At 71.3% G+C, this 21,068-nt stretch carries 23 protein-coding genes; 18 read left to right on the top strand and 5 right to left on the bottom strand.

Going from position 1 to position 21,068, the window contains the following annotated elements; all coding sequences use genetic code 11:
- Both F5972_RS35770 and ffh read left to right on the top strand, forming a co-directional pair.
- On the top strand, window positions 1–409 hold a 409-nt coding region (locus F5972_RS35770; protein ID WP_191910481.1), incomplete at its 5' end, for a GTP-binding protein.
- A gap of 125 nt (window positions 410–534) precedes the next feature.
- Window positions 535–2,091 carry a signal recognition particle protein gene (gene ffh, locus F5972_RS35765; RefSeq protein ID WP_150940416.1) on the top strand — a complete coding sequence of 519 codons (1,557 nt, stop codon included), beginning with the start codon at window positions 535–537 and terminating at the stop codon, window positions 2,089–2,091.
- Window positions 2,092–2,107: 16 nt separating this feature from the next.
- Here ffh and F5972_RS35760 read toward each other — a convergent pair whose 3' ends face one another.
- Complete coding sequence (locus tag F5972_RS35760; protein WP_150940414.1) at window positions 2,108–2,770, bottom strand: DUF4232 domain-containing protein; 663 nt, start codon at window positions 2,768–2,770, stop codon at window positions 2,108–2,110.
- 327 nt (window positions 2,771–3,097) lie between these two features.
- Between F5972_RS35760 and rpsP the strand changes: the two genes are divergently transcribed.
- From rpsP to F5972_RS37685, 10 genes are all read left to right on the top strand, one after another.
- Window positions 3,098–3,553 carry a 30S ribosomal protein S16 gene (gene rpsP / locus F5972_RS35755; RefSeq protein ID WP_150940412.1) on the top strand — a complete coding sequence of 152 codons (456 nt, stop codon included), beginning with the start codon at window positions 3,098–3,100 and terminating at the stop codon, window positions 3,551–3,553.
- Between the two features lies 1 nt (window position 3,554).
- Window positions 3,555–3,797 carry an RNA-binding protein gene (locus F5972_RS35750; RefSeq protein WP_117409795.1) on the top strand — a complete coding sequence of 81 codons (243 nt, stop codon included), beginning with the start codon at window positions 3,555–3,557 and terminating at the stop codon, window positions 3,795–3,797.
- A gap of 164 nt (window positions 3,798–3,961) precedes the next feature.
- Window positions 3,962–4,489, top strand: a complete 528-nt coding sequence (gene rimM, locus F5972_RS35745; protein WP_150940410.1) for a ribosome maturation factor RimM — start codon at window positions 3,962–3,964, stop codon at window positions 4,487–4,489.
- 10 nt (window positions 4,490–4,499) lie between these two features.
- The gene (gene trmD, locus F5972_RS35740) at window positions 4,500–5,348 is read left to right on the top strand and encodes a tRNA (guanosine(37)-N1)-methyltransferase TrmD (protein ID WP_150940409.1); all 849 of its coding nucleotides are present in this window, start codon (window positions 4,500–4,502) and stop codon (window positions 5,346–5,348) included.
- 154 nt (window positions 5,349–5,502) lie between these two features.
- Window positions 5,503–5,868, top strand: coding sequence for a 50S ribosomal protein L19 (rplS, locus tag F5972_RS35735; protein WP_117409798.1), 366 nt, complete (start codon window positions 5,503–5,505; stop codon window positions 5,866–5,868).
- Window positions 5,869–6,026: 158 nt separating this feature from the next.
- Window positions 6,027–6,848 carry a signal peptidase I gene (gene lepB / locus F5972_RS35730; RefSeq protein ID WP_150940406.1) on the top strand — a complete coding sequence of 274 codons (822 nt, stop codon included), beginning with the start codon at window positions 6,027–6,029 and terminating at the stop codon, window positions 6,846–6,848.
- A gap of 39 nt (window positions 6,849–6,887) precedes the next feature.
- The gene (lepB, locus tag F5972_RS35725) at window positions 6,888–7,607 is read left to right on the top strand and encodes a signal peptidase I (protein ID WP_225312199.1); all 720 of its coding nucleotides are present in this window, start codon (window positions 6,888–6,890) and stop codon (window positions 7,605–7,607) included.
- A 78-nt stretch (window positions 7,608–7,685) separates the two neighbouring features.
- Window positions 7,686–8,411 carry a ribonuclease HII gene (locus F5972_RS35720; RefSeq protein WP_150940405.1) on the top strand — a complete coding sequence of 242 codons (726 nt, stop codon included), beginning with the start codon at window positions 7,686–7,688 and terminating at the stop codon, window positions 8,409–8,411.
- Between the two features lie 90 nt (window positions 8,412–8,501).
- Entirely contained in the window at window positions 8,502–8,825 is a 324-nt protein-coding gene (locus F5972_RS35715; protein WP_012888569.1) for a DUF2469 domain-containing protein, read from the top strand.
- 299 nt (window positions 8,826–9,124) lie between these two features.
- The gene (locus F5972_RS37685) at window positions 9,125–9,919 is read left to right on the top strand and encodes a M23 family metallopeptidase (RefSeq protein ID WP_191910480.1); all 795 of its coding nucleotides are present in this window, start codon (window positions 9,125–9,127) and stop codon (window positions 9,917–9,919) included.
- A 114-nt stretch (window positions 9,920–10,033) separates the two neighbouring features.
- On the opposite strand, the gene F5972_RS35705 is transcribed toward F5972_RS37685, so the two are convergent.
- From F5972_RS35705 to F5972_RS35690, 4 genes are all read right to left on the bottom strand, one after another.
- Window positions 10,034–10,954 (bottom strand): tyrosine recombinase XerC, encoded by a 921-nt coding sequence (locus F5972_RS35705; protein ID WP_150940402.1) that lies wholly within the window; start codon window positions 10,952–10,954, stop codon window positions 10,034–10,036.
- 106 nt (window positions 10,955–11,060) lie between these two features.
- Window positions 11,061–12,182 (bottom strand): DNA-processing protein DprA, encoded by a 1,122-nt coding sequence (gene dprA / locus F5972_RS35700; protein ID WP_404803101.1) that lies wholly within the window; start codon window positions 12,180–12,182, stop codon window positions 11,061–11,063.
- 239 nt (window positions 12,183–12,421) lie between these two features.
- Window positions 12,422–13,969, bottom strand: a complete 1,548-nt coding sequence (locus tag F5972_RS35695; RefSeq protein ID WP_150940398.1) for a YifB family Mg chelatase-like AAA ATPase — start codon at window positions 13,967–13,969, stop codon at window positions 12,422–12,424.
- 1 nt (window position 13,970) lies between these two features.
- Complete coding sequence (locus F5972_RS35690; protein ID WP_150940396.1) at window positions 13,971–14,324, bottom strand: YraN family protein; 354 nt, start codon at window positions 14,322–14,324, stop codon at window positions 13,971–13,973.
- 285 nt (window positions 14,325–14,609) lie between these two features.
- Between F5972_RS35690 and F5972_RS38615 the strand changes: the two genes are divergently transcribed.
- The 6 genes from F5972_RS38615 to F5972_RS35655 all read left to right on the top strand — a co-directional run bounded on the left by F5972_RS38615 (window position 14,610) and on the right by F5972_RS35655 (window position 21,046).
- Window positions 14,610–16,265 carry a CoA transferase gene (locus F5972_RS38615; protein ID WP_225312197.1) on the top strand — a complete coding sequence of 552 codons (1,656 nt, stop codon included), beginning with the start codon at window positions 14,610–14,612 and terminating at the stop codon, window positions 16,263–16,265.
- A gap of 334 nt (window positions 16,266–16,599) precedes the next feature.
- Complete coding sequence (gene rpsB, locus F5972_RS35675) at window positions 16,600–17,541, top strand: 30S ribosomal protein S2 (protein WP_150940394.1); 942 nt, start codon at window positions 16,600–16,602, stop codon at window positions 17,539–17,541.
- Between the two features lie 193 nt (window positions 17,542–17,734).
- On the top strand, window positions 17,735–18,568 hold the full coding sequence (tsf, locus tag F5972_RS35670) for a translation elongation factor Ts (protein WP_150940392.1): 834 nt from the start codon (window positions 17,735–17,737) through the stop codon (window positions 18,566–18,568).
- Between the two features lie 118 nt (window positions 18,569–18,686).
- Window positions 18,687–19,385, top strand: coding sequence for a UMP kinase (gene pyrH, locus F5972_RS35665; RefSeq protein ID WP_244460937.1), 699 nt, complete (start codon window positions 18,687–18,689; stop codon window positions 19,383–19,385).
- Window positions 19,386–19,394: 9 nt separating this feature from the next.
- Window positions 19,395–19,952, top strand: a complete 558-nt coding sequence (gene frr / locus F5972_RS35660) for a ribosome recycling factor (protein WP_150940390.1) — start codon at window positions 19,395–19,397, stop codon at window positions 19,950–19,952.
- A gap of 140 nt (window positions 19,953–20,092) precedes the next feature.
- Complete coding sequence (locus tag F5972_RS35655; RefSeq protein ID WP_225312196.1) at window positions 20,093–21,046, top strand: phosphatidate cytidylyltransferase; 954 nt, start codon at window positions 20,093–20,095, stop codon at window positions 21,044–21,046.
- The last annotated feature ends 22 nt before the right edge of the window (window positions 21,047–21,068 follow it).

Below are 21,068 nucleotides of genomic sequence, written 5' to 3'. Positions count from 1 at the left end.
GCCGCACAAGACGACCACGACGGTGGCGATGGACTTCGGGCGGGTGTCGCTGGATCGGGATCTGATTCTGTATCTGTTCGGTACGCCGGGTCAGCATCGGTTCTGGTTCATGTGGGATGACCTGGTGCGGGGGGCGATCGGTGCGGTGGTGCTGGTCGACACCCGGCGGCTGGCCGACAGTTTTCCCGCGGTGGACTACTTCGAGGAGGCGCGGCTGCCGTTCGTCGTCGGCGTCAACGGCTTCGACGGGCAGTACACCCACTCGGAGGACGAACTGCGGGAGGCGCTCACGATCTCACCCGGGGTCCCGATCGTCCGTACGGACGCCCGGGATCGGGGATCGGTGAAGAGTACCCTGATCACGCTCGTCGAGCACGCCCTGACGTCGCACGTCGGCGCACTCCGGTGACGACCCCGGTGCGCCGCCCGGCGATCTCACCACGGCGGCGCGGGCGTGAACGCCGTACGGGCGGATAGTCTGGGGAGACTGATGGTTCACCGACCCGTCCACTCGCTTCGAGGCTGGCCAAACACGTGTTCGAGACGCTTTCCGACCGGCTGACTTCGGTCTTCTCCTCCCTTCGGTCCAAAGGCAGGCTTTCCGACGCCGACATCGACGCGACCTGCCGCGAGATCCGCATCGCGCTTCTTGAGGCGGACGTCGCGCTGCCGGTCGTGAAGGACTTCGTGGCCCGGATCAAGGAGCGGGCCCGCGGCGCCGAGGTCTCCCAGGCGCTGAACCCCGCCCAGCAGGTCGTGAAGATCGTCAACGACGAGCTCATCGAGGTGCTGGGCGGCGAGACGCGGCGGCTGCGCTACGCCAAGAACCCGCCGACCGTGATCATGCTGGCCGGTCTCCAGGGCTCGGGCAAGACGACCCTCGCCGGCAAGCTCGCCAGGTGGCTGAGCGAGCAGGGGCACGCCCCGCTGCTCGTGGCCTGTGACCTCCAGCGCCCCAACGCCGTGCAGCAGCTCGCCGTCATGGCCGAGCGGGCCGGAGTGGCGGTGTACGCCCCCGAGCCAGGCAACGGCGTGGGCGACCCGGTCGCGGTGGCGCGGCAGTCGGTGGACCACGCGCGGCGCCAGCAGCACGACGTGGTCATCGTCGACACCGCCGGCCGCCTCGGCATCGACCAGGAGCTGATGAAGCAGGCCGCCGACATCCGCGACGCGGTCACGCCGGACGAGGTCCTGTTCGTGCTCGACGCGATGATCGGCCAGGACGCGGTGAGCACCGCCCGCGCCTTCATGGACGGCGTCGGCTTCGACGGCGTCGTGCTGACCAAGCTCGACGGCGACGCCCGCGGCGGCGCGGCCCTGTCGGTGCGGCACGTCACCGGCCGGCCGATCATGTTCGCCAGCACCGGCGAGAAGCTCGAGGACTTCGACGCCTTCCACCCCGACCGGATGGCGGGCCGCATCCTCGACATGGGTGACATCCTCACCCTGATCGAGCAGGCGCAGAAGACGTTCGACGAGCAGGAGGCCGCCAAGATGGCGGGCAAGCTCGTCTCCGGCGACGGCTTCACCCTCGACGACTTCCTCGAGCAGATGATGATGGTCCGCCGCATGGGGCCCATCAAGAACCTCCTCGGCATGATGCCGGGCATGGGCCAGATGCGCGAGCAGCTCAACCAGGTCGACGACCGCGACCTGGACCGCGTCGCCGCCATCATCCGCTCGATGACCCCCGGTGAGCGGCAGGACCCGAAGATCATCAACGGCTCCCGCCGGGCGCGCATCGCCAAGGGCTCCGGAGTGACGGTCACCGAGGTGAACAACCTGGTCGTCCGGTTCTTCGAGGCGCAGAAGATGATGAAGCGGATGACCCAGGGCATGGGCATCCCGGGCATGCCCGGCGGGCGCAAGCAGAAGGCGCAGAAGCCCAAGAAGGGCCGCCGCGTCAGCGGCGACCCCCGCAAGGCCGCGCTGGGCAAGGCCGGGGCGAACGCCGCCTCGGACGGCTCGGACGAGCCGAAGCTGCCCAAGGGCCTGCTCGGCAACCTCGGGAACGGCGGTCAGCTGCCCCCCGGCCTGGAGCTTCCGCCCGGCTTCGACCCCTCCAAGCTCAAGCTGCCCGGCCAGAAGTAACGGTCGGCCGGCGGGGTCAGAGGCCGGCGCCGGGGGCCATCGGCCTGGCGTCGATCCTGCCGTCGTCGCAGATCGTGGCGCTGAACGGGACCTCCAGGTGCGCCACCTCGTCCGGCGGAATGATCATCAGCCGGGCCGAGGCGGGGCACCGGGTCTCGTGGTCGGTCGGCACCACCGTCCAGTGCAGTCGCGCGTGCGCGCTCGCGCCGGGCCGCAGCGTGACCCGGTGCGGCGTCACGCTCTCCCGGCGGGTGCGGGTGCGCAGCACGTCGCCCCGGCCGTCGATCAGGACGAGCCCGACGAAGCCGTAGACCCAGCAGGTCCGGCCCGAGGTGTTGGTCAGCACGAGCGGCGCGTAGCGGTTCCCCGCTCCCGGGTCCTGCCGCCCGACGCGTGCCCGCAGTCCCGTCGTACGGCACCGCGCGGGCGCCTTGGCGGAGAAGCCGGTGGAGGTGGTGGAGGTGGATGCGGCGCGGATCGTGTCGTGCGCCGCCGGTGCCGACGAGGCGGAGACCGCGCCGGCGGCCCTGCCCGTACCCTCGCCGGAACCTCCGCCCGGCCCCGCGGCCGATGCTCCGGACGCCGGACGCGCGGCGTCGACGGCGGACAGGGCGTAGCCGGTGGACAGCAGGATGGCCGCCGCCGCCGCGACGCCGGCTGTGCTCGTGATTACTCGCATGCCTGTTGGACGGCCGATCCGGCCGGTCAGTTCGCCTGATCGGGCGCCCTTTCCACGAGGGCGCGTGTCTCCCCGTCACCGGCGGAGCCTCTCCGGGTCCTTTCCGGGTGCCCCTTTTCCCGGGAGGGGGAAAACCGGGAGCGGCGCCGGGGCCGTCGTTGCCCGAGCATGCGCAATCATCTGGCAGAATGTCAGGCTGGAACATCGTGACCAGGCGGATGCCCTCTCACCTCCGCCGGCCGCGTCTGTCCCTCGAGCGGGTTCGCGTCGTGCCCCACTCGACGAGACACCGCTCACCCACGCTCTAATGCAGGAGAGACCACACCCGTGGCAGTCAAGATCAAGCTCAAGCGGCTCGGAATGATCCGCAACCCGCAGTACCGCATCGTCATCGCCGACGCCCGGAGCAAGCGGGACGGCCGGGCGATCGAGGAGATCGGCCTCTACCACCCGAAGGAGAACCCCTCGCGCATCGAGGTGAACTCCGAGCGGGCGCAGTACTGGCTGAGCGTCGGCGCGCAGCCGACCGACCCGGTCCTCAAGATCTTCAAGCTGACCGGCGACTGGCAGAAGTTCAAGGGCGAGCCCGCCCCCGCCACTCCGCTCCTGGTCGCCGAGCCCAAGCCCGACCGGCACGCGGCGTACGAGGCCGCGGCCCGGGAGTCGCTGTCGAGTGACACCGGCGCCGCCGCCACCACGCCGAAGAAGGCCAGGAAGCCTGCGAAGGCCGAAGAGACCGCCGAGGTCCCGGCCGCGGAGGAGAAGCCGGAAGGCGAGGCCTGAGGTGCTCGAGGAAGCCCTCGAACACCTGGTCAAGGGCATCGTCGAGCATCCGGACGACGTCCGGGTCCGCGCCCGGCGCATTCGCACCGGGCGCGTTCTCGAGGTCCGGGTTCACCCCGACGACCTCGGCAAGGTGATCGGCCGTGGCGGCCGTACGGCCAGGGCGTTGCGCACCGTCGTCAACGCCCTGTCGGACGGCAAGTACGTGCGGATCGACCTGGTCGACCTTGAAGAGGCGCGCTGAGCCCGCTCCAGCGGCGACGCTCGCGCCCGGGGGACCCCGCACCGGGGTCCCCCGGTGTGTTTTCCGGGGCTTTCCGCGAGTGGTCGCGAGGCGGTCGCAGGGATGCGGCGGCGCCTCGGGACGAAAAGTGACGAAGAAGGATTGTTGGCGGAGGTAGGCGGCACGTGCAGCTAGTCGTGGGCAGGATCGGCCGTCCGCACGGCGTGCGGGGCGAGGTCACGGTCGAGGTGCGCACCGACGACCCCGACTCGCGGTTCGCCCCGGGTACGACGCTGGTCACCGACCCGGCCTCGGCCGGCCCGGTGACCGTCGAGCGGTCCCGGTGGCACAAGGACATCCTGCTGCTGACCATCGAGGGCGTGGCGAACCGCGACGCCGCCGAGGCGCTGCGCGGCACGCTGCTCGTCGTGGACTCCGCCGACCTGCCGCCGCTGGAGGACCCCGACGAGTTCCACGACCACGAACTCATCGGCCTGACGGTCGTGACGACCGAGGGAGAACGGGTCGGCGAGGTGGGCGACGTCCTCCACCACGGCCAGGACCTGCTGGTGGTGACCCGGCCGGCCCTCGACGACGCGTACATCCCGTTCGTCAAGGCGCTCGTGCCCGAGATCGACCTCGGGAAGGGGATCCTGGTCGTCGACCCTCCGCCCGGACTGCTCGACACCGAGCTCGACACCGGGGCGGAGTAGGAGCGGCCGCATGCGCGTCGACATCATCTCGATCTTCCCGGAGTACTTCGCTCCGCTCGACGTCTCCTTGATGGGCAAGGCGCGCGAGCGCGGCATCCTGGACATCCACCTGCACCAGCTCCGCGACTGGACCCACGACGTCCACAAGACGGTGGACGACACGCCGTACGGCGGCGGGCCCGGCATGGTGATGAAGCCGGAGATCTGGGGCGCGGCCGTCGACGCCGTGATCGGAGAGGGACGCGCCGTCTCCGGCGAGGACACGCTGCCCCGGATGATCGTGCCCACGCCGAGCGGACGGCCGTTCACCCAGGAAGTGGCGCTGGAGTACGCCAAGGAGCCGTGGCTGCTGTTCGCGCCCGCGCGCTACGAGGGCATCGACTCCCGGGTCGTGGCCGAGTACGGCGCCCGCCTGCGGGCCGACGAGGTGAGCATCGGCGACTACGTCCTGGCCGGGGGAGAGGCCGCCGTCCTGGTGATGGTCGAGGCCGTGGGCAGGCTGCTGCCCGGGGTCCTCGGCAACGCGCGGTCGGTGGCCGACGACTCCTTCGCCCCGGGTGCCATGGCCAACCTGCTGGAAGGCCCCGTCTACACGAAACCGCCCGTGTGGCGGGGGCACGAGGTGCCCGAGGTCCTCCTGTCGGGTCATCACGGCAGGATCGCCCGGTGGCGGCGGGACGAGGCGCTGCGCCGCACGCTGGAGCGCAGGCCGGAACTGGCCGCCAGGCTCGACCGGGAGAGCTTCGACAAGCACGACCGGCGGGTCGTCGAGGAGTTCGAGGAACACCGGTCCGCCGCAGTGTCGGTCGGCGAGTCGGGCGGCGCGTTTCGCGCAGCGCCGGAAGATGTGGCAGACTGAGTCGCTGCTGCCTACTTCCGCATGTCCGGGTGAGCCCCGGTCGAGACGTGGCAGACAAGACGTATCAAGCCAAGCGCGCGTGTCCCCCTCGATGCCGAGCCGCGGCCCGGCCGGGTGGACCTCCGCGTGCTCATGTCAATGAGGAACCGCCGCCATGCACACGCAGATCCAGGAGCTCGAGAAGGCTGCCCTGCGCAGCGACGTACCGGACTTCCGCCCGGGTGACACGCTGGAGGTTCACGTCCGCGTCGTCGAGGGCAACCGGTCCCGTATCCAGGTGTTCAAGGGGTTCGTCCTGCGCCGTCAGGGCGGCGGTATCCGTGAGACGTTCACGGTCCGCAAGGTCAGCTACGGCGTCGGCGTCGAGCGCACCTTCCCGGTCCACAGCCCGGTGATCGAGAAGATCACGCTGGTAACCCGCGGCGACGTCCGCAGGGCCAAGCTGTACTACATGCGTGACCTGCGCGGAAAGGCCGCCCGCATCCGCGAGAAGCGCGAGGCGCTGCCGGCCGCCAAGTAGGGCCTTGGGGATCGTGGTCCGTGCCTCAGGTGCGGGCCACTTTCTTTTTGGCCGGGGATGCGGTGTCCTCGACGCTCGCCGTCCTGGACATCATCTAGGCTCAGCAGCGTTGGCTAGCGAGGACAGGGGCCGGGCACGAGTCGCCTGTCGAGGACGGGGTGGACGTGGTCGCCGAAGACGTCAAGCAGAACGCCGAGGACGGCAAGAAGAAAGGCTCGTTCTGGCGTGAGTTGCCCGTTCTGATCGTGGTCGCTCTCGCTCTGGCCCTGCTGATCAAGTCTTTCGTGGTCCAGGCGTTCTACATCCCGTCGGGGTCGATGGAGAACACGCTCCTCATCAACGACCGGGTCCTGGTCAACAAGCTCGTCTACCGCGTACGCGACATCGCGCGCGGTGACGTCGTCGTGTTCTCCGGAGTGGACTCCTGGGACCCCGAGGTGCAGATAGAGGAGCCGTCGAACCCCGTCGTCGGGGCCATGCGCTGGATCGGCACGGCCTTCGGAATGGTCCCGGGGGAGAAGGACTACATCAAGCGGGTCATCGGCGTCCCCGGAGACAAGGTCAAGTGCTGCGACGCCCAGGGCCGCGTCACCGTGAACGGCGTGCCGCTCGACGAGAAGTCGTATCTGTACCCGGGCAACGCGCCGTCGGACCGGCCGTTCGAGGTCACCGTGCCGCCGGGCCGCCTGTGGGTCATGGGCGACCACCGCTCGCTTTCCTGGGACTCCCGCCTGCACACCGGTGACCCGGGCGGCGGTACGATCCCCGCCGACAAGGTGATCGGGCGCGCGTTCGTCATCGTCTGGCCGTTCGACCGGGCCAAGATCCTGCCGATCCCGGACACGTTCGGGCAGCCGGGCTTCCAGGCCGCCGCCGGAGCGGCGCCGTTCGCGGCCGGCTTCGCCGGGGCCGTGCCGCTGGTCGCCGTGGGGCGCCGGATGGGGCGCCGGATGGGGCGCAGGCTGAGGCGGCGGCGGTAGAGCGGACGTGCGCGAGCCCGGAGGAGAGAGCGAGAGCAAGTGAGCGAGGCCGACGAGAGCCGCTTAGGCGCGGGCGGCGGGCCCGTACGTCCCGTGGACGAGAGCCCGGCCGGGGCCGGACCATCGGAGACGGTGCCGGCGGAGACGGTGCCGACGGAGACCGGGCCCGGGAAGCAGGAGAAGGACGCCGCCAAGAAGGGCTCGGGTCTGCGGGACACCCTCCTGTACATGGTCGGCGGGGTGGTCGCCGCACTGCTGATCCACACGTTCCTCCTGCAGTCGTTCTACATCCCGTCGGAGTCGATGCAGAACACGCTGCTGATCAACGACTACGTCGTGGTCAACAAGCTCGCGTACAAGCTGGGGTCCGTGGAGCGCGGCGACATCGTGGTCTTCAAGGGCTGGGACGGCGAGGACACGATCAAGCGGGTGATCGGCGTCGGCGGCGACCATGTGAAGTGCTGCGACGACAAGCGCCGCATCACCGTGAACGGGACGCCCCTGGACGAGGAGGGCAAGTACCTCTACCCGGGGGTCTATCCCTCCGGCCGGGACTTCGACGTGAAGGTCCCCAAGGGGCGGGTGTGGCTGATGGGCGACCATCGGAACAACTCCGCCGACTCGCGCTTCTACCTGGACGACGGACACCAGGGCACGATCTCGGAGGACGACATCATCGGGCGCGCGTTCCTGCGCTACTGGCCGCTGAACCGGATCTCGCTCCTGTCCCGTCCCGACACTTTCTCGGTCGTTCGCTGATCTCACCTGCGGCTTTGCCGCCGGAGGCGGTTTCGGCCGTATCGCAGGTCCCGAATGGGGCGTAATCTGCTTCTCGTCATGACAGCTGCCTATCGTCCGCGCCCGAGTGTCGTACGGCGGGACTCCGGACTCTACGGCTACGAGCGGGCCCTGGCCCGGCGGGGTTTCACGCCGGTCGCCGGGGTGGACGAGGCCGGGCGCGGCGCCTGCGCCGGACCGCTGGTGGTCGCCGCGGTCGTGCTGGGGCGGGAGATCGACGGGCTGGGCGACTCCAAGTTGCTGACCGAGGCCGTCCGCGAACGTCTCCACGAGCGGATCATGGCGACCGCGCGGGCCGTGAGCGTGGTCGTCATCCCACCCAGGGAGATCGACGAGCGCGGCCTGCACAAGTGCAACATCTCCGGCATGCGGCGGGCCGTCGCCGGGCTGGGGCTCGTCCCCGGTTACGTGCTCGTGGACGGCTTCCCGGTGGCCGGGTTGCCCGCGCCGTCACTGGCCGTCTGGAAGGGCGACCAGGTCGCGGCATGCGTGGCGGCGGCCTCGATCGTGGCGAAGGTGACCAGGGACCGGCTGATGCACGGTCTCGACGAGACCTACCCGCAGTACGGCTTCGCCCTGCACAAGGGATACGTGACACCGGGGCACAGACGGGCGCTGGCCCGCCACGGGCCGTGTGCCCAGCACCGGTTCTCGTTCGTGACGGTGGCCAGGGTGACTCATGGGACACCGGTCCCGGCGGGGGGACTGTGGACGGGGCAGGATGGGGACATGCGCGAGAATGAGGTCGGGGCCGGTGTCCTCTGAAGAGGACCGGTCTCAGCCGGCGATCTTGATGGGGACCTCGACGGGAGTCTCGGCAGGGATCTCGACGGGGAGCGGAAGAGGAGGACCGGGATGAGCGCCGAAGATCTCGAAAAGTACGAGACCGAGATGGAGTTGCAGCTCTACCGGGAGTACCGCGATGTGGTCGGACTGTTCACCTACGTGGTCGAGACCGAGCGGCGCTTCTATCTCACCAACTCCGTCGATCTCGACGTGCGCACCGCCGAGAACGGCGACGTCTTCTTCGACGTCAAGATGCAGGACGCCTGGGTCTGGGACATGTACCGCCCGGCCCGCTTCGTGAAGAACGTGCGGGTCGTGACCTTCAAGGACGTCAACGTCGAAGAACTGGCCAAGCCGGACCTCGAGATGCCGAAGGAAGGCTTCTCCAACTGACCGCGTCCGACCTCGGCCGGCCCGGTACGGCGGCCATCCGGTCGGCGGCCGACAGAGTATGAGGCGGCTGCTCCAGCCCGGCTGATCGAGGACGACCCTGTTCCGGCATGAGAGCGGCTGATGCGGTACAGCGGCTGATTGAGGACGCGCCCTGTTCCGGCACGAGGCCGGCTGCCTGATTACGGCATTGACTGGGCACAACGGCTGATCGTGCGCGACGGCTGTCCTCCGTGGAGTGCCTGTCCACAGAACGGCGCTCGGCCGCCTGGCGCGGGACCGTACGGCACATCCTGGCCCGCATGCGTCTCGTCACGTATCCGTTCGTCCTCGTCCTGCTGATCGCGGCTTTGGCCTCTCCCTCGGACGCCGCCCGCTTCACCGGCGCCGTTCTTCTCCCAAATCCTCCTCCGAAGCCGTCCCTGGCCCCCGCGTCCTCGAAGGCGCCTCACCTTCCCGCTGCGCCAGTGCGGGCGGCCAGACCCGCGGAGGCCCTTCCGCCCGGGACGGAGCACTCCGCGGCGGCGGGCCATCCGCCCGAGGTGGAGCGGGCAGGGGCGGCCGACTATCCGCGCGAGGCGGCCTCGTCCGGCCCGTCCCGGGCGGCGGGGATGCGGCTCCCCGGAGGAGCATCCAAATGGGTGTGGCCGCTTTTCAGGCCCAGGCCCGCACGGCCGCTCAGGCGCTTCGATCCGCCCGCACAGCGCTGGCTCGCCGGTCACCGGGGAGTGGACCTCGCGGCGGATCCCGGCGAGGAGGTCAGGGCCGCGGGGCCGGGCAGGGCCGGCGTGGCGGAGCGGATCGCCGGGCGGGGAGTCGTGACGGTCGTGCACGCCGGAGGGTTGCGCACCACCTACCTGCCGGTGCGTGCCCTGGTACGCCCCGGTGAGGTCGTCGCGGCCGGACAGCTCATCGGCGTCATCGAGGACGGCGCCGCGCACTGTCCGGTGTCATGCCTGCACTGGGGTCTGTTGAGTGACGGGGGCGTGCTGAGTGACCGGGGCCTGTCGAGTGGCCGTCTCTACCTCGATCCGCTTCTCCTCTTCGGGCAGGGACAGGTCCGTCTCCTGCCCCGCTGGCCCGTCGGCGGCCCCTGACAGCCGCGACGAGGCGTCAGACCGGGCGGGCTTCGATGCGGACGGCCCCCGGCCTGGCCCGGCCGGGCTGGTGGAGGGCAGGGTCGGCCGGCTGAGGATCGGGACGAGGAGTCGTCAGGCCCGGGGGTGGGCCTGACGGTAGGCCGCCCGTAGCCGTTCTATCGACACATGGGTGTAGATCTGCGTGGTGGCCAACGAGGCGTGTCCGAGCAGTTCCTGGACGGACCGGAGGTCGGCCCCGCCTTCGAGCAGGTGGGTGGCGGCGGTGTGGCGGAGCCCGTGGGGACCCATGTCGGGCGCCCCCTCGACCTGCGCCAGCCGGGTGTGGACGACGCGCCGGACGGTGCCCTGGTCGACGCGCCCTCCCCGGACACCGAGGAAGAGCGCCGGACCGCTTCCTTCGCGGACCCACAGAGGCCTGCCGCGCACACACCACGCGTCGAGCGCCCGGAGCGCGGGCAGGCCGAACGGGACGGTCCGCTCCCTGCGCCCCTTTCCCATCACCCGGACCGTGTTGCGGTCCCGGTCCACGTCGTCGACGTCGAGGCCGCACAGCTCGCTCACCCGCATGCCCGTGGCGTACAGAAGTTCGAGCATGGCCCGGTCGCGCAGGTCCTTGGGTTCGTCCGGTGCGGGCGCGTCGAGAACGGCCCCGGCCTCGGTCTGATCCAGCACCTTGGGCAGCCGGCGCTCCGCCTTGGCGGTGCCGAGAAGCAGACCCGGGTCGCTCGCCAGCCAGCCCCGGCGGTGGCAGAAGGCGGTGAAGACCCGGGCACACGCCGTACGGCGGGCCAGCGTCGCCCGGGAGCGTCCGGCCTGGTGCTGGTCGCCCAGCCAGTCACGCAGGCCGGTGATGTCCAGGCCGGACAGGTCCGTCTGCCCGGCCGCGGTCAGGTGCGCGATCAGTGCGGTGACGTCACCCAGGTAGGCCCGCACCGTGTGGGGTGACAGGTCCCGTTCGAGACGCAGATGCCGTTCGAACTGCTCCAGCACGACATCGAACCGCCCGTGATCCCGCCCTTCGCCCGCTGTCATGCCCGCCCTTCCCTTCGCTCCCTGCCACCTCGACGGGCCGCGCCGGCGGCCCGCACTTGAACCTACGCGCGTTCGGGGCGGCGCGGGGGAGCGCCGGGGTGACGTGTCAGCCCCGGGCGGTGGGCCGCAGCCGCCATCCCCGGTCGGCGTTCTCGACGAAGCCCGCCGCGGCCAGGCCGCCGAGGCAGGACAGTGCCGTCCCGATGTCGACGCCGGCGGCGACGGCGATCGCGGCGGGGCCCGCGGCGCCCCGCGCCGGGATCGCCTCCAGGACGCGCCTGGTCTCGTCGTTCAGCCCGTCACGGGGCCAGACGGGGCCGCGTCGCTCCGGGGCGAGGTCGTCCCCGATGGAGCCGACCACTTCGACGATCTCCTCGGCGGAGGTCACGCAGACGGCCTTGCCCTGCCGGATCAGGATGTGGCAGCCCGCGGAGACGTCGGTGGTGATGGGACCGGGCACGGCCATCAGATGCCTGGTGAGACCGGAGGCGTGGGAGGCCGTGTTGAGCGCTCCGCTGCGGGCGGCGGCCTGGACGACGACCGTTCCCCGGGACAGGGCGGCGATCACCCGGTTGCGGACGAGGAAGCGGAGCCGGGTGGGGTGGGCCCCCGGCGGCCATTCGCTGACGATCACCCCCTGCTCCCGCACGGCGCGGAACAGGTCCTCGTGGGCGCTGGGATAACAGACGTCCGTTCCGCAGGCCAGCACGACGATCGTCGGCGTGCCGGAGGCCAGGGCGCCCCGGTGCGCGGCGCCGTCGATCCCGTACGCGCCGCCGCTGATCACGGTCCAGCCTCGTCCGCCGAGACTCATGGCGAACTCGGCCGCCACGGTCGTGCCGTACGCGGTGGCGGCTCTGGCCCCGACGACCGACACCGAACGCAGGCAGGAGAAGCGCAGGTTCGCCCGCCCGTCCACCCAGAGCCCGAAAGGCCTGACATCTCCCAGGTCGTCAAGCTGGGTGGGCCACTCGGCGTCGCCCGGGACGACGAGCCGCGCCCCCTGCCGTCGGCCCTCAGCGAGGTCGGCGGCAGGATCTCTGTAGCGGGCCGCCCAGGCGGCCGCGTGCCGATCGAGGTCCCCATGACGGGTCGACGGACCGCCTCGGTCGCTCTCCTCGCGTACGAAGCCGGGGTCGAGCGCTCCCCGCCTCGCCTGCTCCATGGCGGACACCGGGCCGCGGCGGGCGATCAGGCGGCCCATCACCGCGTCACCCGCCTCTGCCATGCGCATGAGAGCCACCCGCGCCAGCCGCGCCGCCTCATCCGGCCGCTCCCGCTGTCCCGCTCCGTCCGCCTCGCCCGGCTGTTCCGCTCTGTCCGACTGTCCCGCCTGGCCCGGTTGCCCCGCTCCGTCTGGCCGTCCCACCTCGCCGGGGCGCTCCGGCTCGCCGGGGAGTCGCGCTCCATCCGGCCATCCGGGCTCCCCGGGCCGCTCGGTTTCCTTCGAGGAGTCGGTCACTCGCATCAGTCCACTCCAAGCCATAGTGCGAGGGCCGCCGATGTCTCGGTGCGGCCCGGACGGTCTTCGCCCGCGAGGTCCGCGAGCGTCCAGGAGATCCGGAGCACGCGGTCGAGGCCGCGTGCGCTGAGCGTGCCCACGTCGAGCCCCCGGTGCAGCGGGGCCATCACGCTGTCGGGCAGGCGGAACCGGCGATGCAGCGCGGACGAGGCCACCTCGGCGTTGGTGTGCCACGGAGTGCCGGCGAGCCTCCGGGCGGCCCGCTCCCGGGCCTGCCCGACCCGCTCGGCCACGGTCGCGCTGCTCTCCACGAAGTGCCGGTCCGCGAGCAACTCGGCCCGGGTGGCCCGGCCGATCCGTACCTTGACGTCGACGCGGTCCAGCAGCGGCCCCGAGAGCCGGTCGAGGTAGCGGCGCCGGCCCGCCGGGGTGCATCTGCAGGGATGCCCCACGGTGCCCTGCAGCCCGCAGGGGCAGGGATTCGCCGCCAGCACCAGCATGAACCGGGCGGGGAACGTGACCGTGCCGACGGCCCGGGCGATGGTGACCGTCCCCGACTCGAGCGGCTGGCGCAGGGAGTCGAGCACGGTGGTCGCGAACTCCGGCGCCTCGTCGAGGAAGAGCACGCCTCGGTGCGCGAGCGAGACCGCCCCGGGCCGCACCACGCCGCCGCTCCCACCCCCGACGACGGCCGCCATCGTCGCGCTGTGATGCGGGGCCATGAAGGGCGGCCGGGTGAGCAGTGGGCGTCCCGGCGGCAGCGTGCCCGCCACCGAGTGGATGGCCGACACCTCCAGGGCCTTGTCCTGGTCCAGGGGAGGCAGCAGGGTCGGCAGGCGTTCGGCGAGCATGGTCTTGCCGCTCCCCGGGGGACCCAGCATCCACAGGTTGTGCCCTCCGGCGGCGCACACCTCCAGCGCCTTTCGGCCCATCGGCTGCCCGGCGACGTCGCACAGGTCGGGCCCGGGGGCGTCCTCCGTGCGGTCGTCGTCCCGCGACAGGGACGCGGCGTCCGCCACCACCGGGAGCCGGCGCAGGTCACCCGCTCGCAGCCACCCTACGAGCTCGCCGAGGTTGGCGACCGGAACGACGGTGAGGCCGGGCACCAGCGCGGCCTCGGTGGCGTTGAACGCGGGCACCACGATGGTGCCCACGCCCGCCTGGGCCGCGGCGAGCGCGGCGGGCAACACGCCCCTGACGGGCCGCACCCGGCCGTCGAGACCGAGCTCGCCCAGGAACGCCGGCGTCGCGATCCCCTGTGCGGGCACCGCGTCGGCCGCGGCGAGGATCGCGACCGCGATGGCCAGATCGAAGATCGATCCTCGTTTGGGCAGGGTGGCCGGGAACAGGCTCACGGTGATCCGCGCGTCGGGCCAGGCGAACCCGCTGTTGATCAGCGCGGACCGCACGCGGCCGCGGGCCTCGCTGATCGCGGTGTCGAGGAGCCCGATGAAGTGCGTTCCCGCGACGCCGCGGCCGACGTCGGCCTCGACCTCGACGATGCGTCCGGCGACGCCCACGATGCCGGCGCAGTGGGTCCGGGCGACGGGCACCTCAGACCACCCCGCGTTCGTGCCTGAGCGAGAAGTCGCCGGCGAACCTCTCCAGCGCGATCACGTCGACCCGGATCGTGTCGAACCGCTCGGTGTGCGCGGCCAGCCACCGGCCGGCCAGGGCGCGCAGACGCAGCAGCTTCTCGCCGGTCACCGCCTCGAACGCGGTGCCGTGGCTGCGCCCGGAGCGGGTCTTCACCTCCACGACCACCAGCGCGTTCCCGTCACGGGCGACGATGTCGATCTCGCCGTCGGCGCAGCGCCAGTTCCGGTCGAGGACGCGCATGCCTCGCGCCGTCAGATAGGTCGCGGCCAGCTGCTCGCCGTGCCTGCCCAGTTGATCCTTCGCGGCCATGGGACCACCTCCGGCCCCCGACACTCGCCGAGCCCGCCTCGGCCGCGTCCTGCCGAACGCCTTTCTGTGGACAGGCGCAGCGATCCACAGGCGCGGAACCGAGAGCGCTTGCTTGTCCACAGCTCGGTCCGCCGCCGGAGATCGGGAGGGGTGGCCGCGGCAGGCTGGGCACGGGCGTGGATACTTGCCCCGGTCCACACGGGCGGGCCGGCGGAGTGCCACGGCGACGGGACACGTCGTGCGAGCGGAGCATCTGCCGGGGGTTTCGGGAGTGAGGAGCCGGTGGTGATCGAAAAGCTCATCGCGGAGCTGGGGGCGAGCGTCGGAGTCGCCCTGCCCGCCGTGCGTGTCACGGGCCAGGACCCCGTGCTGCCGTCCGTCTTCCGGCTCGGCACGATGGCGGCGGCATCGGCCGGTGCGGTGAGCGCCGCCGTCGCCGTATACGCCGCCGGGCGCGGGCGCGCCACCGAGCCGGACCCTGAACCGAGCCCCGAGCCGAAGCCAGCGCCCAACTTCGGGCTGAACTCAGCGCCGGACCTTGCGCCGGACTCCGGACCAAACTCCGGACCGAGCTCTGCGCCGAACTCCAGACCGAGCTCTGCGTCGAATCTTGCGCCGAACTCGGGGCCGGGAAGCCGTGACCCCGAGGTGGCGATCGACGTCCGACACGCCGCCGTGGCCTTCCAGAGCGAGCGCCACTTCCGTACGGACGGGAAGGCCATGGACGTCTGGGCGGCCCTGTCGGGGGACTACCCCGCCTCCGACGGCTGGGTCCGGCTCCACTGCAACTTCGACCACCACCGGGACGCCGCCCTGCGCGCGCTCGGGCTCGCCCCGGGGTCGGGCAGGGAGGCTGTCGAGAGGGCGTGCGCCGGTCGTGCGGCCGTGGAGGTCGAGGAGGCGGTCGTCCGGGAGGGTGGCTGCGCCGCCGCGCTGCGGAGCAGGGCGGAATGGCTCGCGCACCCGCAGGCACAGGCCTTCGCCGGCCTCCCTCTGGTCGGTCTCTCCCGCCTCTCCGGCCCCGGCGGCCGGGACAACGGCCGTGGGGCCGGTCACGGTGCCGGTGATGGTGGGGTCCGAGGTTGGGCCTGCGGCGCAGGTGGTGGCGTGGGCCACTCCGCGGGGTACGGCCCGGGTCCGGGTGAGGTGGGGGAGCGCGGCGCGGGCGGCGGGGAACGACCGCTCAGCGGCGTCCGGGTGCTCGATCTCACCAGGGTGATCGCCGGTCCGGTGGCCGCCCGCACGCTCGCGGCCTACGGCGCGGAGGTCCTGCGGGTGAGCGCCGCGCACCTGCCGGAGGTGCCGGGGCTGGTGGTGGAGACGGCGTTCGGCAAGCGGTCGTGCCACGTCGACCTGCGCTCGGAGGCGGGCCGGGACCGGCTGCGGGAGCTGGTCCGCGGGGCCGACGTCGTCATCCAGGCGTACCGGCCCGGGACGCTCCAGGCCAGGGGCTTCGGGCCGGACGATCTGGCCGCCCTGCGGCCCGGCGTCGTCTCCGTAGACGTCTCCGCCTACGGAAGCCGGGGGCCGTGGGCCTCCAGGCGGGGGTTCGACAGTCTGGTCCAGATGGCGAGCGGGATCGCCCATGAGAACGGCGACGGCCTGCGGCCCGCGCCGCTGCCCGCACAGGCCCTCGACCACGGCACGGGATATCTGGCGGCCTTCGGCGTGGTCGCGGCGCTGATCCGGCGCGCGGCCGAAGGGGGATCCTGGCACGTCGAGGTGTCGCTGGCGAGGACCGCCGCGTGGCTCGACGCTCTCGGCCGGATCGACGGCGGGGGAGTGCCGCTCCCCCCGGCCGGGGATCTGCTGGCGACGATGGACAGCCCCTTCGGCACGCTCACCTATGTGACGCCTCCCGGCCTCGCCGGGGGTGCGCGGCCGGGCTGGACGACCCCGCCGCCCCGCCAGGGGGAGCATCCCGCCGCCTGGCTCCCCTGAAGCCGCCTCGGTGCCCCGAAGCCGAGGGGGTGCGCCGAGCGGGCCGCACCCATGGCAAACCCCGAGGTGAAGGTCACTCTTCGGGATGCCGGGAGGAGCGTGCGGAGTGCCGCCGGGTGCCGCGCCGGTGGAGGGTCATCGGAAGGGGCGGATCCGGGTAGACTGTTCGACGGCCTGATAGGCCGAATTCGCACGCCCATTCACGAGCCGCCTTTCTCGGTCCGGACCGCGTCCGGTGAAAGCGGCGGCCCGGGGCGTCAGGGCGCGGGCAATAGGGCCCGCGTGACCAACCGAGACCGTGCCCGAGGGCACACGACCATGGAGGACCATCACCATGGCCCCTGTCGTCACCATGCGGCAGCTGCTGGAGAGCGGCGTTCACTTCGGCCACCAGACCCGCCGGTGGAACCCGAAGATGAAGCGCTTCATCTTCACCGAGCGCAACGGCATCTACATCATCGACCTGCAGAAGTCGCTGTCGTACATCGACCGTGCCTACGACTTCGTGAAGGAGACCGTCGCGCACGGCGGCACCATCATGTTCATCGGCACGAAGAAGCAGGCGCAGGAGTCGATCGTCGAGCAGGCGTCGCGCGTCGGCATGCCGTACGTGAACCAGCGCTGGCTGGGCGGCATGCTCACCAACTTCTCCACCGTGCACAAGAGGCTCCAGCGGCTCAAGGAGCTGGAGGAGCTCGACTTCGACAACGTGGCCGGCTCCGGGCTCACCAAGAAGGAGCTCCTCATGCGCCGCCGCGAGAAGGAGAAGCTCGAGCGCACCCTCGGCGGTATCCGTGACATGGCCCGCGTCCCGAGCGCGGTCTGGGTCGTGGACACCAAGAAGGAGCACATCGCGATCAACGAGGCCAAGAAGCTCGGCATCCCGGTCGTCGCGATCCTGGACACCAACTGCGACCCGGACGAGGTCGACTACCCGATCCCGGGCAACGACGACGCCATCCGCGCCGTCAGCCTCCTCACTCGCGTGATCGCCGACGCCGTCGCCGACGGCCTGATGACCCGTGCGGGCGCCGGCCGCGGTGACGAGAAGCCCGCGGGCGTCGCCGCCGCCGAGCCGCTGGCCGAGTGGGAGCGCGAGCTCCTGGAGGCCCCCGCCGCCGAGGCTCCGGCCGCCGAGGCCACCGAGACCGCTGAGGCTCCGGTTGCCGAGACCGCCGAGGCTCCGGCCGTGGAGGCTCCGGCCGCGGAGGCCACCGAGACCGCTGAGGCTCCGGTTGCCGAGGCGCCCGCCGCCGAGCAGGCCGAGCAGGCCTAGGGATCGGCCACCGGTCCTCGCCGGCGCGGCCTCCGGCCGCTTCCGACAGGCGGGGACCCCAGGGAAGACCTGGTCCCAGGCGCCGGTGCCGCACCGGGCACCGGCGCCCACGGCTCCACCGGGCGGGCGCGCCACACCGGGCGGCCCCGCCCCCATGACGATTCGCATCCGGGTCCCGAAGAGGAAATGGACAATGGCTTCCGTAAACATGGCCGACGTCAAGCGGCTTCGTGAGCTGACCGCCGCCGGCATGATGGACTGCAAGAAGGCGCTCGAGGAGTCTGAGGGCGACTTCGACAAGGCCGTCGACATCCTGCGCCTCAAGGGCGCCAAGGACGTCGGCAAGCGCGAGGCCCGCACCGCGTCGAACGGCCTGGTGGCCGTCAAGCACGAGGGCGACTCCCTCGCGGCGCTGCTGGAGCTCAACTGCGAGACCGACTTCGTCGCCAAGAACGAGCGTTTCCAGGAGCTCGCCGCCGACATCGTCGCGCACATCGCCGCGAGCAAGCCCGCCGACGTGCCGTCCCTGCTCGAGTCCGAGCTGAACGGCAAGACCGTCAAGGAGCTGCTCGACGAGGCCAACGCGGCGCTCGGCGAGAAGATCGAGATCCGCCGGTTCTCGGTGCTGGAGGGTGGCTTCATCACCTCCTACATGCACAAGACCGACCCGCAGCTCCCGCCGGCCGTGGGTGTGCTCGTGCAGCTCGACACGCCGAACGCCGAGATCGCCAAGGACATCGCCCAGCACACCGCCGCGATGGCCCCGAAGTACCTCAGCCCCGCCGAGGTGCCCGCCGAGGTCATCGAGAAGGAGCGGTCGCTGTTCGAGCAGATGACCCGCGAGGAGGGCAAGCCCGAGGGCGCCATCCCGAAGATCGTCGATGGCCGGGTCAACGGCTGGTACAAGGACTTCACGCTCCTTGAGCAGGCGTTCGTCAAGGACAACAAGAAGACCATCGCGAAGGTCGCGAACGAGGCCGGCGTCAAGGTCCTGGCCTTCACCCGCTACAAGGTCGGCCAGGCTTAGGCTTAATTGCCAGGATCGACCCACGCGACACGAGGAGGCCGCCGCCGTGCAGGAGAACACCAGACCCGCCACGCCGGCGGCTTCGTCGTACGACGGGCCGCTGCGGTGGAAGCGGGTGATGCTGAAGCTGTCGGGTGAGGCGTTCGCCGGTGGCGAGTCCCTCGGGATCGACCCGCGCGTCGTCGCCCAGCTCGCGGACTCGGTCGCCGAGGCCGTCCGTGAGGGCGTGCAGGTGGCCGTCGTCGTCGGCGGGGGCAACATGTTCCGCGGCGCGGCCCTGTCGCAGGGCGGCATGGACCGCGCCCGGGCCGACTACATGGGGATGCTGGGGACGGTCATCAACTGTCTCGCCCTGCAGGACTTCCTGGAGAAGCGCGGCATCGACACCCGGGTGCAGACGGCCATCACGATGCAGCAGGTGGCCGAGCCGTTCCTGCCCCGCCGCGCGATCCGCCACCTGGAGAAGGGGCGCGTGGTCATCTTCGGCGCGGGCCTCGGATCGCCGTTCTTCTCGACCGACACCTGTGCCGCGCAGCGCGCGCTGGAGATCGGCGCCGAGGCGCTGCTGAAGGGCACCCAGGTCGACGGCGTGTACGACTCGGATCCGCGCAAGAACCCCGACGCGGTCCGGTTCGACCAGCTTGAGTACGGTGAGGTGCTGACGCGGGGCCTCGGGGTCATGGACGCCACCGCGATCAGCCTGTGCATGGACAACGGCCTGCCCATCGTGGTCTTCGACCTCATGGGCGAGGGCAACATCCTGCGGGCGGTCCGCGGTGAGAAGATCGGCACGCTGGTGAGTCCGGCAGGGAAGTAGGGAGCCGCAGTGATCGACGAAACCCTCCTCGAGGCCGAGGAGAAGATGGACAAGGCGGTGACGGTCGCCAAGGACGACTTCGCGAGCATCCGCACCGGCCGCGTCACGCCCTCGATGTTCAACAAGATCAACGTTGACTACTACGGGTCGCCGACGCCCATCCAGCAGCTCGCGTCGTTCCACGTCCCCGAGGCGCGCATGGTGCTCATCCAGCCGTACGACAAGGGCTCGCTGAGCGGGGTCGAGAGGGCCATCCGCGACAGCGACCTCGGCGTCAACCCCAGCAACGACGGCACCGTGATCCGCGTGGTGTTCCCCGAGCTGTCGGAGGAGCGCCGCAAGGAGTACATCAAGGTCGCCCGCAACAAGGCCGAGCACGGCCGGGTGTCCGTGCGGAACATCCGGCGGCACGCCAAGGAGATCCTCGACAAGCTCGTCAAGGACGGCGAGGCCGGCGAGGACGAGGTCCACCGCGCGGTCAAGGAGCTCGACGACCTCACCCAGAAGCACGTCGCGAAGATCGACGAGCTGCTGAAGCACAAGGAAGCCGAGCTGCTCGAGGTCTGACGCCGCGGTCTCCGGGGAGTGCCTGACAGGGCTTGATTTGTCAGATACGACCTAGGGCCGTACGGCATGACCGTGATCCTTGTGCCGCGCCATGGGCAGGTGCGGCACAAGGATCACGCGTATATGGAGAGTGAGACGCTGTGGACGGAACTGCTGCCGCCGGCGACCGGAACCCGGCGGGGGGCGCGACCGGCCCCTCCGGCGCGGGACACGGCACCGAGAGGGATGATCCGGCGGACGCGGGCGTGCCGGGGCGCCCGTCCGGAGACGCCGGGAAGGCGACCGGCCGCACCGGGCGCAACCTCCCGGCCGCCGTGGCGGTCGGGGTCGCACTGGGCGCGGTGGTCATCGGCTCGCTCTACTTTGTCAAGGTGGCGTTCCTGGTCGTGGTCCTGGTGGCCGTCGGCGTCGGAGTGCACGAGATCGTCAAGGCGCTCGGTGACCACGGGGTGCGGGTGCCCCCCGCGCCGCTGCTCGCGGGTATGGCGGCCATGGTGCTCGGCCCGTACTGGGGCGGCGCCACGTTCCTCGTCGGCGCGTTCGCGGTGACCGTGATGGTGCTGCTGACCTGGCGGATGTTCCAGGGCGCCGAGGGCTTCGTCAAGGACGCGACGGGCGCGCTGTTCGTCGCCGCCTATCCGGCGCTGATCGCCGGGTTCGTGCCCCTGCTGCTGGCGCCCGAGGACGGGCCCGACCGGGTGATCGTGTTCGTCGCGGTGACGGTCTGCAGCGACATCGGGGGCTACTTCGCCGGAATCTTCCTCGGCAAGCACCGCATGTCGCCGCTCATCAGCCCGAAGAAGACCTGGGAGGGCTTCGCCGGGTCCACCCTCGCCTGCGTCGTCGCCGGCGCCTTACTGGTGCACTTCCTGCTGGGCGGCGAATACTGGGCGGGTGCGATCGTCGGGCTGGCGGGAGTCGCCTGCGCGACGCTCGGCGACCTGGTCGAATCGGTGATCAAGCGCGACATCGGGATCAAGGACATGGGCACGCTGCTGCCGGGCCACGGCGGCGCGATGGACCGTCTCGACTCGCTGCTGTTCACGCTCGTCCCCGTCTGGCTGCTGCTCACACTGCTCGTCCCGGCCGCCTGAAGAACCGGTCGCCTGAGGAACC

The sequence above is a fragment of the Microbispora cellulosiformans genome (assembly GCF_008728085.1).
Lineage (GTDB): Bacteria > Actinomycetota > Actinomycetes > Streptosporangiales > Streptosporangiaceae > Microbispora > Microbispora amethystogenes.
The sequence above is the reverse complement of the archived record's forward strand: the minus strand, read 5'-3'. Positions and strand labels throughout refer to the sequence as shown.